The organism is Ruminococcus sp. AF17-12 (genome assembly GCF_003479245.1).
Taxonomy (GTDB): Bacteria; Bacillota; Clostridia; order Lachnospirales; family Lachnospiraceae; genus Blautia_A; species Blautia_A fusiformis.
In genome coordinates this window covers 116150-133297 of the sequence record NZ_QUGY01000009.1, presented here as the reverse complement: position 1 = coordinate 133297, position 17148 = coordinate 116150, and the positions used below count along the sequence as shown (strand labels likewise).

The following is a 17148-nucleotide window of genomic DNA, read 5'->3' as shown; positions in this document are numbered from 1 at the left end:
ATGGCTGAATCAGGCTAATAAGAACGTTACTGTTAATTGTGTTTATATCTACTTAAGGCACGAATCAGTTTTTCTGACTCCAGTGGTTTGGTAAGATAATCGTCCATTCCAGACTTCAGTGCTTTAGTCTTATCTTCTGTAAAAGCATTGGCGGTCATAGCTATAATCACAACAGCAGATGCATCACTTCTGTTCATTATACGTATTTCTCTGGTAGCTTCCAGGCCATCCATAACTGGCATCATAATATCCATCAGAATTACATTGATCGCACCAACACCTGATTTTGCAAATGCTTCAACAGCCTCCTTGCCGTTTGAAGCCCTTATAATTTCTGCTCCTGCATTTGTCAGAAGGAATTCTGCAATTTCCATGTTCAATTCATTGTCTTCTGCCAAAAGGATTCTCATGCCTTCAATTGATACATCATCTACCTGTGTTTCATAATAGCTGAGCAGTATCTCTCCTTTTTCTTTATTATACTTGACAGCATTACTTATGATATTCATAAGTATTCTTTTTAAACTTTAATCACAGCACTTTTGCATGCTCTGTCAATGTGTTTATTTCCATAAATAAATTTTTCTTTGTACCCATTATATGGTTCCAGTATTGATACGTCAATCCCATTAATGTGCCTTCTCTTCTTCACTCTTTGTGAAAGGAAGAGATTGCTAGCTTTTACCAATCGCTCTTCCACTTCCACATCAAGTCTGCTTTGTTCTGGATTACCGAAATGGTGATCATGCGTCAGGCTGATACTGTTGACAATGAAAAACAGGAGCCAGCTGCATTACAACTTAGCTCCTGTCCTGTACATCTTGAATATAGAATTAGTAAAAACAGATTATCGGGACATCATACTGAATAAGACTATAAAGCTGTCCGGCATTTTCTGGTGGAAGATTGATGCATCCATGAGAACCACCTGTAAGATATCTGTCACCACCAAAGTACGGCTGCCAGTCTGCATCATGAAAGCCAATTCCTCCATTGAATGGCATCCAGTACGTTACCGGCTGTTCATAAGAATAGGTTCCATTTGCTGTCATTTCACCTCGCAGCACGGACGGACTGCTCTTTGAATTCAGTGTGAATATTCCAGGGGGTGTTTTTCTATCCGGATCGCTTGGCAGTCCTGATACGATTTCTGATTGGAAAATAATATTTCCATTCTGATAATACCACATATACTGTTCTGTAAGATCTACCTCTATATATGTATCTCCAAGATCATTGATTCCGTGTGCATTTGCCCTCATAGAATATACCGGTTCCCTGGTTGTCTGAGTTCCTGACTGAATTTCCTGCATGAGCTGTGCTACTTCCTTGTCCTGATCAATCTTCCATCCATAAGCTGAGCCATATACATACACCGTCTTTCCGCTCGTGGTCTGGAATTGTCTTTCAGTGCCAACTGTATCATGATCTGCTGCAAGCTGTGCCACATAATCCACTACATGCTGCCGGAAGGCTTCATCATTCTGGAGCAGCTGCCCTTTCTCGTCAAACTGCAGCCAGTTTTTGATGGTATTCCCATCGAGTGTTACCGTTTCATCTCCAAATGTATATGTGATATTTACTTTTGTCAGGTTCTTATATGTATCTACCATATTCTGAAGCTCTGAACTTTCTTTCGTCACATCTGCTTTCTTATAAGCCTTTGGATCACTTTCCAGATCTACCTCTGCCGCATCGTTATCGATTGCCCTGCATATCATCTGATAAGCTTCTTTGGTATTTAATTCATTGCCTTCCGTTTCTGGCACAATAGTGAATTCTGAGTTAACAAAACTTACATACGCATTTTCCGGTGCTATCTGATTCTCTTTTTTCGCACAATTTAATGAATTTACCTGTTCTTCCAGTTTCTCCCGGCTGAAAAAAGTCTCTTCTTGAACCATATAGTTTTTTGTTTCAAAAAGACTGCCGATCCATTCCCATGATTTCTGAGTTTTCAGCAGCTGGAGAACCGCACCGCTGGATACGTATTTATAATCGATATCTTTTCCTGTAATGGCCTGCGGGTCCTGCATTCTTGCCCTTACCTGAATAGTATAGTTATCCTTTTTCCCAGCAATCTCCTGCTCAACCTCATATGCTGTCTTATTTGAACTGTCAATCCCATTGATGGTCGTCCCATAAAAGAAGTGATATGAGTAATAATAAGATATACCTGCATATATACAACAGCCTATAACAAAAATCATCAATATAATCAATATTACAATTTTCTTAATTTTATTTTTCTTCTTTTCTGAAAATATAATGGATCTGAATTCCGATTTATCCATCGGCACATAAACAACTGAACCTGGTCTTGCCGATTTTGTGGTTCTCATTGATTGCCCTATCACTTCTTTTGGTCTCATGTCTTATTTATCTTTCTTTGAATCAATTAGTTTTTTGCATTGTCACTATCAAAATGTAATGTCTTATGGTACTTTGCATTTTCCTCCAGAAGTTTTTTCCATTTCTGTCCGTCTTCTTTCGTAGGATTATCAAAATTCTGCTGCCCCTTCAGTTCATCCATATACTGGATATAATCCAGGAAATAAATATCTACTGTCGAAATATCCCTGTCCTGAATTGCGAAGTTATTACAGTTTCCAGTAGACTCATTATATGGAAGTGTGTTTCCGTTGGCATCAAGCGCTACCATGAAGCAGTCACTGTTGGATCCTTCCTTATAAAGTTCATTTACCGTCAGTTCATACGGAGAACGAATTACGGATTTGAGTCCGATACCAGCATCGTTTGTATCATTCAGTTCCAATACTTCTGTCCGGGAATCATCTACTGTAACCGGGATATCGAAACTCCAGTCACCTTCATATTTGTAGTAGCCGGCATCCCTTCCATAGTTTTCATCATCCGCTTCTGACCACTCATAGTCTGCTTCCAGCCCTCTTACCTTCGAGATATCCAGATGCAGATTAAAAGTATCCGGAATCTCAATATCTTTAATATATTTCTGATATGCTCCACCACGCTCAGATACTTTATTGATAAACTCTTCCAGCAGTGCATAACCTTCATCCGTCTGATCATCTAAGTCCGCCTGAGTTATTCCCATCTCATCCATTACCTGCTGTGTCATTTCATTGTATTTCTCATTATATTCCGTATAGTCTTTTGCCGCCTGAGCAAGATCATAACGGAAAATGCATGCATAGGTGTTGTCATCCAGAAACTGTCCTTCCACATGACCGTCGATCACCCGACTAGCTTCTGAATCAAAGTCCACACCTCCAGTCATATCCAGATCAATGACCGGTGTTCCACTTTCCGCCCTGGTTGACGTTTCTGGAAATGGCTTATCACTCTTAAACTGCATAGTTATATAGACCGCCTGGCTGTTGGCATATACCTCAGAACATGTAATTGTCAGCCCATCTGCTGTTTTAATGTAAGCATTCTCACTAGTGGCATTACCTGTCTTGTCCTCATCTGCTTCACTGCCATCTGCCGTTGTTCCATCAACGGATTCCAAGGTTGTTGCATAATCCGAAAAATCACCAAAGAAACTTACATTATCCTGCAAGATTTCAAAAAGCCCTCCTACAACCGGGATATTCTTTGCCATTACTGGATTGGTTGCACAGAATATAAATCCGACCGCCAGTACCGCTGCCATACCTCCTGCTACCCTGCCTCCGATTTTCATCCAGTGGAATGGATCCCTTGGTACTTTTTTCTGAGTAACCGTATTATTCTCAATCAAATGATATGCCTGATTGATATGTTCATGTACAATCGCCGGAATCTCTGTATCCTGTTGCATTTTTTTCTGGAAATCTTTCTCATTATTATTTAGAGTCATCATTAGGCACGTTCCTCCTTAATTTATATCCATATATCTCTGCGATTTTTTTTCTTCCACGATGAAGGCGGGATTTCACTGTGTTTTCTGGCAAATCCAGGATATTACTGATTTCCCGGATATTAAATTCCTCCATGTAGTAGAGAATAACAACCAAACGATATTTACTATCCAATGGTTCTAATGCCTGTAAGCATTCTATTGTCTCATATTCTTCATGAAAAGGTGTTTCTGGAATTTGATCCATAAAAGTAACCAGTTTATTCTTTTGCATGACATCTTTACATTTATTGATCAGGATGCGTATCAGCCATGTTTTAAAGTATCTGTTCTTTCTTAGACTTCTTAGATTTTCATAGCAGGAAAGGATCGTATCTTGTATTGCATCTGCAACATCTTCATCATTTTTCAGATATGCTGCTGCAATCTTGTACATACTCTGTACATTTTCATCCATGAGCCTGCAAAAAGCATCCTTGTCGCCTTTCTTCGCTTTTTGTATCAAAACCTCATTCATTATAGTTCCAATTCTCCTATCTCAGACCAGTCATCCGGAGTATACTATAGAAGCTTCATTTATGTGCTCCTACTTATTAGACGTACGAATCCCTAAAAAGGTTGCAAATATTTTTAAAAAAATTATCTCAGATAAAAACACCCCCGAAATCGTTCAAATTTTATGATCATCAGGTCCTATTAGGGTATAAAAACAGCCGTACCATGTGCGTTTTACATGATACGGCTGTCAATAATTCTCATACTCTCAGGATAGATTAATTGAATCGCCACACTAAATGCTTCCTATACAGATCGGCAGCTATTTTAATCTCCTGTACGATTTTCTCTCTATCCTGTTGTTTTCCCATCTATCTTTTCCCAATCATCACTATAATATAAAAACAGCACCGGACAACTTTTTGTTATCCAGTGCCCATAATCTTAAAAAGCGGTTTTATGCTGGCTGTCAGCCGCGACATCCTTCCGAACGTCTAAAATGTCGCCGGTATCATTAAGTCCCCGGCGCGGACTCACCGTATCTCCCTGGTGTGGGCGTAATACCCTTCCGAGTATCAAATAGTCCCAGTAATTACCCTGCCCGGGCACAGTACAGCTTTTACGTGCCGCTACACGAAACCTTTTGGTTTAACTATATTATATGCGATATCCTAAGAAATATCAATAGTTTCTGGCAAAATCGATTGGCTGTATTTTATTGTACTCCATTACTTACCACTGTCTATGATTTCCAGGCCCTCAGGACAGATCAACCAAAAATCATATCCTCTGTCCCATCAGGTCTTAAAAATATTGTTTTTGAAATTCCATTACATTCCAGCGTTACTTTCTGCTCACGGGAAGAACAGAGGCGAACCCTGTGTATCCTGCCATCTCTCCATTCGAAATCAACTGTGATGTCACCCTGTACCTTCATTCCCCGGACATTTCCGTCTTTCCATTCATCCGGAAGTGCCGGAAGCAACAGGATATGCCCTTTCCTGCTCTGGATAAGCATCTCTGCAACCGCAGCTGCAAAGCCAAAGTTCCCATCGATCTGGAACGGTGGGTGTGCACACAGCATATTGGGATAAATGCCGCCTCCCACACAGGAAATATTTTCCTCCCTGGTATAACGGAGCTGGTTTTTCAAAAGCCCCAGTGCATGTTCCCCGTCCCGGAGTCTGGCCCAGAGGCATGCTTTCCATGCCATACACCATCCGGTTCCTTCGTCCCCGCGCCTTTCCAGAGCCACCCGGCAGGCTTCCAGAAGCTCCGGGGTTTTTTCTGTAATCAGGTTTCCGGGATAAAGACCATACAGATGGGAAACATGGCGGTGATGGATCTCTGTTTCCGGATAATCCAGGAACCATTCCCGGATCTGTCCAAAGCTTCCCGTCTTAAATGGCGGCAGTTTTGAAAGTACCCGTTTTACATCCGCTGTCTCTCCCTCTATGCCCAGGATGTTACATATTTTCAGGTAGTACCCAAACAGTTCTTTCAGGATGCTGATATCCATGGTGGATGCCATTCCCACACTGTGGGATTTTCCATCTTCTCCACAGAAACGGTTTTCCGGGGAAGTGGAAGGCCCGGTAACATAGTATTCCCCATATGGGAACAGGAATCCAAGATAGAACTTTACGGCTCCCTCGATCACCGGATATGCTCTGTCTTTCAGGAAATCCAGGTCTTCTGTATAGCAGTAATGTTCCCAGAGATGCCGGCAGAGCCATCCCGAACTCATAGGCCACATAGAATAGGAACAGGGGTCCTCATCCTGCCCGAAATATCCAACAGGTCCGGAATGTCCCCAGATATCCAGGTTGTGGTGGCTCACCCATCCGGAAAGTCCATAGACCTCCCTGGCTGTCTCCCGTCCATCCTCTGCTGTCCGGCAGATCAGGTCAAAGAGTGGTTCCTGACATTCACCCAGGTTGCATCTCTCAGCCATCCAGTAATTCATCTCCGTGTTGATATTAACTGTATAATTACTGCTCCAGGGAGCACGCATCCTGTTGTTCCAGATTCCCTGGAGGTTTGCACACTGGCTTCCCGGTCTGGAGGAACAGATCATCAGGTATCTGGCATAATGGAACATCATCTCTGCCAAACGGTTTTCCCTGGTGTCGTTCAGTGATAATTCCATACGGTTAAAATATTTATGGTATTCTCCCAGATGTCTTTTCTTCAGTTGTTCATAATCCGGATCTTCCAATACTTCCATACACTCTTTTTCCAGCTGTGGTGTATCTGCATTCCGTCCAAAATCTGTATTTCCTGTAAAATAAACAAATATGTCCTGTTCTCCCTCGATCAGGAGCTTACCATCACAGCATTTTATACTTCCCCCTGGTGCCACTGCCTTTACAGCCAGGGTAAACCGGATTCCTTTTCTGTCCTCATAAACAACCGGTTCCGGGCAGTCATAGTATGGCGGTGCCACATAAGAGGGTGCCCGTCCGGAAAGCAAAACGGTATCTTCACAGTTTTTTATTTTCTCATATCTGATCTCACTTTCCAGTGAAATCTCAAGATGAAGTTTCTGTTCAGGGGCTGCCTGGAAATGGACTGCCAGCAGAGGATCTGCCATGCTCACAAACAGCTCCCTTTTATACCCTGCAGATGCCACTGTTTCCACCGCATGGTTCAAAGAGAGCTGGCGTACATATCCGCCGGGTGCCTGTCCGGACATCTGCAGACTCATATTGAGTCTGCCAGCCGGGAGGTAACTGTCCGTCCAGTCACCCAGGATATGTTTCCTACAATAATCTTCTGCTTCCGGATGCTTCTGGTCTTTAAGCAGCTTTCGCAGATGCCCAAGATCAGCATGGCCGTTTTTATTCAGCTTTGAACTGCCGTCACCGGACCATAAAGTATCAAGATTCAGTTCAAGTGTTTCATTTTCCAGACGGCCATAGGACATCACTCCAAGAGTTCCGTTTCCGAGCGGCAGTGCCTCATTCCAGGCTTCTGCCGGGCTTTTGTAACTTAATATCCAATGGTCCATTCGTGTTATCCTCCTATATTAACATTATGTTATCTGTACTATTTTCATAAAAGTTGTAATGCGTCTTCATCTGCAACTATAGTTACATCGGGATGAAGCTGCAGAATTGAAGCCGGTACATTTGGAGTAATCGGTCCGTAAAGGGAATCATAAATAGCTTTTGCCTTAGATGAACCGGTAGCAATCAATAATATTTTCTTTGCAGACATGATATTTTTAATTCCCATAGTATACGCCTGCTTCGGTACATCATCTATGCTCTTAAAAAAACGGGCATTTGCCTTGATAGTACTTTCTGTAAGATTTACACAATGAGTTTCTTTTTCAAATGCTACTCCGGGTTCATTGAATCCAATATGACCATTTCCTCCAATTCCAAGAAGCTGCATATCAATCCCACCCACCATGGAAATTATCTTGTCATATTCTTTACAGGCACGCTCACTGTCTTCATCCATTCCGTTTGGAACATATGTATGGGATTTTTCAATATTTATATGGTTCAATAAATTTTGATCCATAAAATATCGGTAACTCTGATCATTGTCTGGAGACAAACCTTTATATTCATCCAGATTTACAGTAGTAATTTTTGAAAAATCAAGATCCCCTTTTTTATACCATTCAATCAACTGTTGATACATACCCACTGGTGTTGAACCAGTTGCTAAGCCCAGCACTGATCTAGGATTCATGATAATCTGTGCGGACATAATATTTGCTGCTTTTCTGCTAACATCCTTATAGTCTTTTCCTTTGTAAATAACCATATATACCCTCCTGAACGTTTGGTGACCCTGTGCCAGACAGATTCATCACTGAATTTGATACCATTTAATCTCGTTTGGTTCCATATGAAGTTCAAAACTGCTTCCATCTCCGATGTATACCGTTGTATCCTGCGGTTCATAAGTATTATTCACAACACAGTATTTCTTATTTTTAACATATGCATGAACCTCAACATTATAATTTGAAGAATACCAGCAATAAAGTTCCTTCTCAGCAGATGCTGACCAGAGAACTGCCCTGTAAAGTACACGGCTATTCTCGAAGCTATATGGAAGACCACTGATATAAACACCTCTTCCTTTTCCAAAGGTCTTTACAGCCATCTGTACTTCCTGATTTTTATGGATCAGAATTTCTGTTTCCGGCAATGCAAAAATATTTTTCTTGCCTTCACCAAAATCAACATCGCCCTCTGTATCCTGAAGGATAAAGTGATCTCTATGCTCTTCCCAGTTATATTTATCAGTATTTAAGTTGAATCCTCGTTCTTCTTCTACACCAAGGATATCATCCAACTGGAAGAATTTACCCTGCCACTGATGAGCAGCCGGTTCCCCTACTCCTATAAATCCTCCACCATTATAGACAAATTCTCTGATGGCAGTACTGATTGTTTCATCAATCCAGTTTTCGCCACCTGTCTGTGCAGTGTCTGCATCTCCTACGTTAATGATCACATCAAAGTTTTTCAACAGTTCTCTGTTTTCACGGATATCATCAAAGCTAATAAAGGATACATCAAACGGTGCACCACTTAATGCCTCTATAATTCCAAAATAAGAATAATTCTGCTTGTAATAAATCGCATGATGTACCATGTGATTTCCCCAGGAACGCATTTTACCCCAGCAATTCAGAACTGCTACACGTTTCACACAATACGGAGTAGTTCCCTGAATATTATCATATAAAGTACGGAATTCATCACAAACCTCCTGGATATACTGCACAAATTCCGGAAATTCCAGAGCAAGTTTCAGGTATCCGCCATATCCGATTCTCTGAATCGGGCTTCTCAGAATGGCTCTCCTTGCTGTTACCCAGTTCACTTTTGCTTCCTTTACCGGATCTCCACCCTCATGGAATGTATCTGGAAAGAAATACGGAAGAAATCTTCCTTCTGTATATTTAACATTCTTGATATCGCTGAACAAACGCAGGGTTGCTCCATTTCCCACACTTCCTACAACCGCATCCAATCCAATAGATGCAAATTCATCCATAAATGGTTCCATACCGATCCAGTGGTCACCCATAAACATCATGGCTTCTTTTCCATACTCATGAACAATATCAACCATCTCTTTAGCTAGTTTAGCCACTTCTCTTCTCTGGAAAGCCTGGAAAGCCTGAAATTCTTTTGAAGGAATACGATATGTATTATTCATATATCCCTGATCGATGATAAATTCCGGGCGGAATTTATATCCAACTTCCTTTTCAAACTGTTCTAGGATATAAGGACTGACGGAGGCTGAATACCCAAACCAGTCAACATATTTTTCTCTTGCCAGTTCGTCAAAGATCAGGGTAAACTGGTGAAAAAATGTAGTAAATCTTACGACATCTACATAATCATGGTTTTCAAGGAATTTTCTGAGCCGCAACATAGAATGTGTTTTTGTCTTGGGCTGCCGTACATCAAAAGTAATCTGTGGTTCAACATCTTTCCATTCATTAACAACTGCATTATACATATGTACAGGATCCCACATGATATAAGCCAGAAAACTTACGGTATATTCATGGAATGCAATTGAAGGATGTATAACAACATTTCCGCTCTTTTCATCATAAGACCAATATTTTGTATCAACTGTTTCACTGGTAGTACGATCAATTACTTCCCACCATCTCTGAATGTCATCTCTTGTGTTCACAGCAAGCATGTCCGGATAGAGATGATCCATGAGATGTATCTCAAGTGTATCTGAAACAGCTGTATGGAATGACGTCACAATATACATCTGCTGTATTTCATCTGGATTTTCTTTTGCCCACTTATTATCTTTTCGGGTTGTATAATACGTAGCATAAATTTTTGCTCCTGTATTTTTGAGTTTTTCCGGAAACTCTGTTCCATCGCAGTCTCTTATTGCATCAGCTCCCCATTTATCTAACATTTCCAGTGTCTGTGGAACCACATCCAGATCTGTTGGTATTGTTACTCTGCCTTTTCTCTGAGTCATCTTACTTTCCGTCCTCCTTGATTATTGTAATTTTATTATTTTTTAAAGTAACTGTCCCATCCTGCATACTTTCCCTTATCAGTGGAACTTCACGTCTCATATAGAATTCATTTTCAGTCACAAGGGCATCCGGATTACATGCCGGACTGATAATCCCTCCCAGATCATCATAACTGATATTTTTACGGAAGATATTATGAACAGCTTCCTCCATACAGAACATAATGCAACCGCCCTCATTTGACCGGCTGTAATTATACTCATATAAGGTACCATCTCCGGAATCTGCATCATATGCCATACCATCCTGGTTCAGTCTGGTATCTGTAACTTCATTGTAACAGAACCGGGCATTTTTACATTTCCATGGCCATATGGCAGCCGCTACCTTTCCCATTCTGTCTTCCGGATATCGATACACAGAATCATTCATCTCTTTTGCACAGCTATCTGCAATATTATGTTCTGTCAATGGCTCAAGGGAATACATAGGAGTAATGGCATCTCCTCCTGCCTGGCTGACATAGCAATTGCGTATGATTATATTCTCATGTCCGTATTTCCTGAAAGTTTCTTCATCAAGCTCTACCCCGGAAAACTTCTGATGCTGATAAGTATATCCCACAGCAATTCCCCACCGGCTGACTCTCCACACAGTACAATTCTCTACAGTGATCCCGTCATATCTTGCGACCCCTGTTTTTTCTTCATTGTCCGGTGTTAAGGCAGTCATATAAATACCGCCATTGTTCATATGCTTGTTATAAACGTTTCCTGTAACATCATGAACCCATACATCCCGTATGGTGATGTCATGAAGTGTCCCTCCGTTTTTCGCCACTACAGCAATACCGGTTCTGTCCATTTTGTGTGGTGCCGCATATTCTTCCATAGTTGTGTATGGAGATGAGTTTGTTATGATCAGATCATGAACCAAAATATATTCCACATCATAAAGAAGCAGGGCGGAGGATACCTCTCCTTTATATACATGAGATGGCGAGTCCAGAGGTGCGCCATAATCCTGATACCATATTCCGGTGCCATTTGAATGAATGCACGGCATGATACCTTCTCCATAAGCACCAATTTCAATTCTGTCAGACCTGGTTCCTTTACCCTTTATATGCAGGTACTGGTTTTCAAAAACGGATCCTCTTTCCAGTAAAACACGATCACCTGGGTTTAATTCCAGATTATTAATCCTGTCCAGGGATCCAAATGCTGTTTCCGGTGCTTCACCATTGTTGCAGTCATCTCCATTAATGCTGCTTACGTAATATGTTTTGAATTTCCTGCTCATATTCCTTCTCCCGTATCCGTTTCCTTATTACCATGGCAACTTCATCATAGGAAAAACTGTCACCCTGGTAACGGGTAAACAGTTCCCGATGCTCATTCCAAAATGAAATCATGTCTTTGGAAGTAATCATTGAATAATTATAACTTCTTTTGATCAAAGCTTTCTCTGCGACAAAATCCAGTCGGAATCTTGTCAGCTCATACTGTATATATGCAGGCACTGAGAAATTACTCAGACCATAAACAGTAATTCCTTTTTCAAGAAGTTCTTTTCTTTTTTCATTTTCCAATATGCGTCTGCGTTCTACTGCTTCCAGAGTGTCATCAGCAACCTGCCCTAACTGTGCAGCAAATTCCAGGCAGGCCTGTATATAGTTCATTTCGTCATCATTCATAAAACCATAATTATTTAACATTATTCTGTAATCTCCCGTTATCCCTTGTTGCAGAGTCCGGTTCTGCGGAGTTCCGTCTCCTACAGTATCTATAAAAATACTGACTTGGTAATATCAATGTATTTTTTTATCTTTCGTAAAATAAAAATCCCTGACATCCGTTACAATCCGAGTGCCAGGGATTTTAATGATCAGCCTTTAACCGCTCCGACCATAATACCTTTTGAGAAATATTTCTGCATAAATGGATATAATGCAAAAATTGGTAAGGAAGCCAGGACAGTTATTGTCATACGAATTCCTTTTGGAGAAATAGCCGCCATTGCCTGCGTCATATCAGCTCCACTGGATGCAGTCTTTAACTGTTCTGCCAGTCTTTGTGCCTCATTGAGATAGTTATACAATAAGTACTGTAATGTTGTCAGTGATTCATTGGCACGAGTATAAATATGATTATCAAACCATGAGTTCCACTGACCTACAGCAACAAAGACTACAACTGTTGCAATGATTGGTTTGCAAAGTGGAAGTATAATTTTGAAAAAACAGGTTATATATCCGGCCCCATCCAGAGCAGCAGATTCTTCCAGTGCTGGAGGAAGCTGTTCTATGTATGTTTTGATCAATATCATATTGTAGGCTGAAATCATTGTAGGTAAAATATATACCCAGAAATTGTTTAACAATCCATAGGATTTCATTACAATATATGTTGCGATCATACCACCACTAATATACATGGTAAATACAACAAAACGATATAATATCTTTCTTGCCGGCATTTTATCTTTTGTGAAAAGATAAGCAAGGAATGAACAGCAGAATACGGATAACCCCGTTCCTACTACTGTTCTCAGCACAGACATTCCTAATGCCGGAAAGAAACCTTTCAGTGTGAGAATTTCTTTATAGTTGCTGAGTGTAAATCCAGACGGAAGTATCACAGGAGGATTTACAGATGCTGCTGTTGTGTCACTGAATGAATAACATAACACATACCAAAACGGATAAATACAAACCAGTGCAAGCAGTATCATCAGCAAAGAATCAAACACAAGAAATGCTTTTCTTGATGGTGAAGTTTTAATTTTCATTTTGCCCATAATTGTCTCTCCTTTAGATAACTGCTTTGCCTCTGATCTTTTTGGCAACCAGATTTGCTACCACAACCAACGAGATACTTACAAGAGATTTCACAACGCTGATGGCCACACCATAAGAATAGTCCATATTCTGAAGACCAATCCTGTAAGTGTAAAGATCGAGAACCTCGATATTTGGTGCTGTTAGTGAGTTCTTAAACAGAAGATACTGTTCATATCCTGTGTTAAGGAAGTTACCTACATTCAAAATGAATAACACCACAAAGGTCTCCATCATTGCAGGTAATGTTACATGAAGAGCACATTGAAGATATCCAGCTCCATCTACCCTTGCTGCTTCATACTGTTCCTGGTCAATTCCCGAAATAGCTGCCATATAGATAATGGAGTTCCATCCCAATGTTTTCCATTGCAACAGGAAGGACTGGAACCAATATACTGCTTCATTTGAGCCCAGCAGGGAATTGGAAGCATCTCCAATTCCCAATGCTGTTGCCAAACCTGTTACAATTCCATCAGAGGCGAACAATGCTGTAGCGAGGGAAAATATAATGACCCAGCTGATGAAATTTGGGAGGGTTGTAAAGGTCTGTGTAAATTTCTTGATTGGGCCATTTCTTAATTCATTAAGCAAAATAGCCATAAACATTGGCAACGGTGTCAAACAAATGTTAATAAGTGCGAAAATAAATGTATTTTTCAATGATCGTAATACATTGTCATCATTAAAAATCAGTTTAAAATAATCCAGGCCAACAAAATCGCAATCAAAAATACTTACTCCAGGTACATAATCAAAAAATGAATAAATCCATCCAAAAATCGGAACATAGCTAAACAAAAAGACTATGACGATAAATGGCATTGCCATCCAAAGCAATTTATAATCTTTCGGTGCTTTTGCCACCAATGCCCTTTTCCGGTTCATAAGCATGCTCCCTTCTTTATTTGCTTTCCAGCTTGTCAATTGAACTCTTTGAAGTCTCCCATGCATTCTGCCACCATTCAATAGACTCTTCTACGCCAGCGTCTGCAAGCTGCTGTAATAAAGCTTCCTTTGCAGACTGGAAAGCTTCATCGGATTCTGCCTGTACAAGACCCGGCAGAGCATTTTCAGTAAGTTCAATACAGTTGCTGTCTATACGAGTAATGTTTTTCGGTGTTATCTCAAGGCACATACGAATCGTTGGATTAGCATCACTAAGATCCATGCTTGTGCCATCCTCGATACGCTTCTTCAGAAGATCGCTTGGTAAATCAATATCAAACTGTTTACAGAGATCCTGCTCAGCTGTGGTAAGGTTCGCTTTCATGACGTCTTCATCATTCCAAAGATTTACAAGACCACCATCTGGTAATACATCGTTGTAATCCCATCCAACAAGATTATCTGTACCGCTATCACTGATACCACTTACATTTATAGTACGTATCTCTTCTGAACTGCTTCCATGCACAAAGCAATTCTCAATAAGCGGCTGCAAAATAAGTCGCGGAAATACCAGATCATACCACTCTTTTGAGCAGTTCATACTGTATTCCATGTCATGGCCAAATCTGAGCTGCATCATTGCTACATAATTATCAAGAAATTCTATCTCATTTTCAATTTTCCAGGTAAGACTGGGATTTCGAAGCATGGGAGTAATAATCTTTCCTAGTGTGACCAGTGTATCTGCAACAATCTTGTTATTTGTCATCATGGCCATCCAACGAATGGAATTAAGCGAATTTAATAAAAAATGTGGATTCATCTGATATTGAAGTGCAAGAAGTTCTTCTTTTGTTTTTTCCCTTTCCACCAGTTTCAATCTTTCAATATAATCCTTAATACTTTGCGCTGTATAATACAATTCTTCATTTAGCTGATCAAGCTCCTCCCATCCAAGCTTTTGAGGCTTATCTATCTCAAACTCTTGGTATCTGACATGGTGCATGTTTTTCATCAACAGTTCAATTGGTCTGGTATATTTTCTACTCCATACAATTGACACAAATGCAGTGGATAGTATTGCAGCCAAACAAATAAGCACCCCGAAATTTCTGATATCTTTTGCGTCCTTCATATATTCCTGCTTTGGTATCATGTCGCATAATTTCCAATTATAAATATCAAGGTCATATTCAATATTTTGCGTATCGCTTCCTGTTTTGAGCTGTTCTCCAAGTAACTTTTCCCCGACATTTGATATTATCTGATTATTTCCGTCTACTAAAACTGCTGTACTATCATCAAAGGCTACTGACCTATATGTACTTTGAAGATCACTTTCACTGACAGCAACAATAAGATATCCATCCTTTTCCAATTCACTGCTCTCCCCCAGTGCTTTTATACCTATGAGCGAAGCATTTTGGCTCATCAATCGCAACGGGCTTTCATTATTTAGGTTCAGTTCCCAGCTGGGGATCCATGTTGTATAGGGATATGCATCTTTGCTTTGTCTGAGTACCTTCAGCAAATTTCCAGATATTTGAGTGTTACCAGTCCTGTTTTTACGTAATACAGACGATACAATCCCCCATCCATCTCCGCGCAAAAATCCAAGTGCAGAAACTTCCCTGTTTACAGACATTTCATTAATAAAGCTATCCGTTATTTTCACCTTTAATTCATTACTTTCAATGTCCGTTTCCGGATAATTATTCTCAAAATCCCATATCAGATCATTTGTCACATATTTATCCAAGCATAACTCTGCATTTTTCAAAACATTTTTCAGATTTTTTTCAGCCTGTTCAAATGTCATTAGTACTACCTTTTCATTCCCTGTTTCTATTTTTGCAACAAAGTAATGATATGTAATATAGAATAAAATACTTAATATCACAATAAAACTTCCTAATATTGAGATAAGTACCTTCTGTCTCCAGTCCATTCGTTTCACTGATTTGTTTTTCTCCATCTAGCCGGTGATTCTCCTGTCTTCTTTTTAAAGTACCTTGAGAAATATTCTAAATTCTGAAACCCATGTTTTTGAGCGATTACAACAATCTTCTCATCACTGTTCTTTAAATCCTTCATTGCCTCTTCCAACCGGATTTCATTTAGATATTCTATATAATTCTTACCTGTCTGCTGTTTGAACAAATACGAAAAATAACTTCCTGATAGGCCTATTATTCTTGAAATATCCTTCAGGCTAAGATTTTCCTGATAATGTTCCTCCATATAAGATATTGATTTCTGAATCAATGCTTTTCCGCTGTTATCATCATAGTCTATATTAAATTGCTGTACATATGCACGATCAAACCAGTTCTTCAGACTTTCTGATTCCTTCCTATTACAATATGTGATCACAAAGCGAACCCCCAGAAAGTCCTCAATGGAACTGTTAATCCTTTTTATTCGCTCATCTATATTTCGTTCTTCATGTTCATAGAATATAATAAATTCTTTTTCTTTTAACGGAATCAGCAGTTTATTTGGCAACTGACGTCTTACAAGTTCATATATAAACTCCATTGCCAATGCATTGATTTTTGTCTGATCTTCATCTTTCAGGCTGAACAACAGCATATACTCCATGAAATCAGTCTTTTCCCATGTACAGTTTGCTATTTTACCTAATAAGAACTTTGAAATATGCGTCTCTAACGTATCATTGCTACTTTCCGCTTTATCCGTTTTTCTTCCTATTCTGATCAGATATTCCTGTACATTCTGCAATGCATCGCACACCTCATCAATACTGATACTTGCCTTTAAAACATAAGCATTAATATTATAAGGAATTAGTTTCCTTAACGTTTCGAAATCATTCATACATGATACTACAACAATGGCACAATCTTTATCAATCTGTCTTACCCTTTTGACAAGTTCTACGCCATCCATTCCTTCCATACGAAGATCTGTTATCAAGACATCAGGACGAATTGACTCAAATAACCGGAAAGCTTCTATTCCGTTTTCAGCCAGTGCAGATAATTCCATCTGATATTTACTCCAGGGAATAGAGTTCTGTAATCCTAAGCGCACTAATAATTCATCTTCTGCAAATAATACTTTATACATTTCCTTCCCCCATAAAAC

General features: G+C 39.8%; 14 protein-coding genes. All 14 read right to left on the bottom strand.

Annotated features, from left to right (window positions below; translation table 11 throughout):
• Window positions 1-32: 32 nt before the first annotated feature.
• Window positions 33-509 carry a response regulator gene (locus DWW77_RS11475; protein ID WP_118064548.1) on the bottom strand — a complete coding sequence of 159 codons (477 nt, stop codon included), beginning with the start codon at window positions 507-509 and terminating at the stop codon, window positions 33-35.
• 11 nt (window positions 510-520) lie between these two features.
• Complete coding sequence (locus DWW77_RS11470; RefSeq protein ID WP_005423080.1) at window positions 521-706, bottom strand: hypothetical protein; 186 nt, start codon at window positions 704-706, stop codon at window positions 521-523.
• Between the two features lie 127 nt (window positions 707-833).
• Window positions 834-2036 (bottom strand): L,D-transpeptidase family protein, encoded by a 1203-nt coding sequence (locus DWW77_RS11465; RefSeq protein ID WP_243003935.1) that lies wholly within the window; start codon window positions 2034-2036, stop codon window positions 834-836.
• Between the two features lie 362 nt (window positions 2037-2398).
• Window positions 2399-3826, bottom strand: a complete 1428-nt coding sequence (locus DWW77_RS11460; RefSeq protein ID WP_118064544.1) for a DUF4179 domain-containing protein — start codon at window positions 3824-3826, stop codon at window positions 2399-2401.
• Window positions 3810-4340: an RNA polymerase sigma factor gene (locus tag DWW77_RS11455; RefSeq protein ID WP_118064542.1), complete on the bottom strand. Its 531-nt coding sequence runs from the start codon at window positions 4338-4340 to the stop codon at window positions 3810-3812. Before DWW77_RS11455 ends, DWW77_RS11460 begins: the two co-directional genes overlap by 17 nt.
• 747 nt (window positions 4341-5087) lie before the next feature.
• A complete protein-coding gene (locus DWW77_RS11450) occupies window positions 5088-7328 on the bottom strand; it encodes a glycoside hydrolase family 95 protein (protein ID WP_118608734.1) in 2241 nt (746 codons plus the stop codon).
• 44 nt (window positions 7329-7372) lie between these two features.
• A complete protein-coding gene (gene nagB, locus DWW77_RS11445; RefSeq protein ID WP_118064540.1) occupies window positions 7373-8098 on the bottom strand; it encodes a glucosamine-6-phosphate deaminase in 726 nt (241 codons plus the stop codon).
• A 45-nt stretch (window positions 8099-8143) separates the two neighbouring features.
• Window positions 8144-10309 (bottom strand): 1,3-beta-galactosyl-N-acetylhexosamine phosphorylase, encoded by a 2166-nt coding sequence (gene gnpA / locus DWW77_RS11440; protein ID WP_118064538.1) that lies wholly within the window; start codon window positions 10307-10309, stop codon window positions 8144-8146.
• A gap of 1 nt (window position 10310) precedes the next feature.
• The gene (locus DWW77_RS11435; protein ID WP_118064536.1) at window positions 10311-11612 is read right to left on the bottom strand and encodes a right-handed parallel beta-helix repeat-containing protein; all 1302 of its coding nucleotides are present in this window, start codon (window positions 11610-11612) and stop codon (window positions 10311-10313) included.
• Window positions 11572-12027, bottom strand: a complete 456-nt coding sequence (locus tag DWW77_RS11430; protein WP_118064534.1) for a hypothetical protein — start codon at window positions 12025-12027, stop codon at window positions 11572-11574. Before DWW77_RS11430 ends, DWW77_RS11435 begins: the two co-directional genes overlap by 41 nt.
• A 170-nt stretch (window positions 12028-12197) precedes the next feature.
• Entirely contained in the window at window positions 12198-13109 is a 912-nt protein-coding gene (locus tag DWW77_RS11425) for a carbohydrate ABC transporter permease (protein ID WP_118064532.1), read from the bottom strand.
• A gap of 13 nt (window positions 13110-13122) precedes the next feature.
• Entirely contained in the window at window positions 13123-14037 is a 915-nt protein-coding gene (locus DWW77_RS11420) for an ABC transporter permease subunit (protein WP_118064554.1), read from the bottom strand.
• A gap of 16 nt (window positions 14038-14053) precedes the next feature.
• The gene (locus DWW77_RS11415) at window positions 14054-16015 is read right to left on the bottom strand and encodes a sensor histidine kinase (RefSeq protein ID WP_118608733.1); all 1962 of its coding nucleotides are present in this window, start codon (window positions 16013-16015) and stop codon (window positions 14054-14056) included.
• Window positions 15994-17130 (bottom strand): response regulator transcription factor, encoded by a 1137-nt coding sequence (locus DWW77_RS11410; RefSeq protein ID WP_118064526.1) that lies wholly within the window; start codon window positions 17128-17130, stop codon window positions 15994-15996. The genes DWW77_RS11415 and DWW77_RS11410 overlap by 22 nt, the downstream gene beginning before the upstream one ends.
• Window positions 17131-17148: the final 18 nt, after the last annotated feature.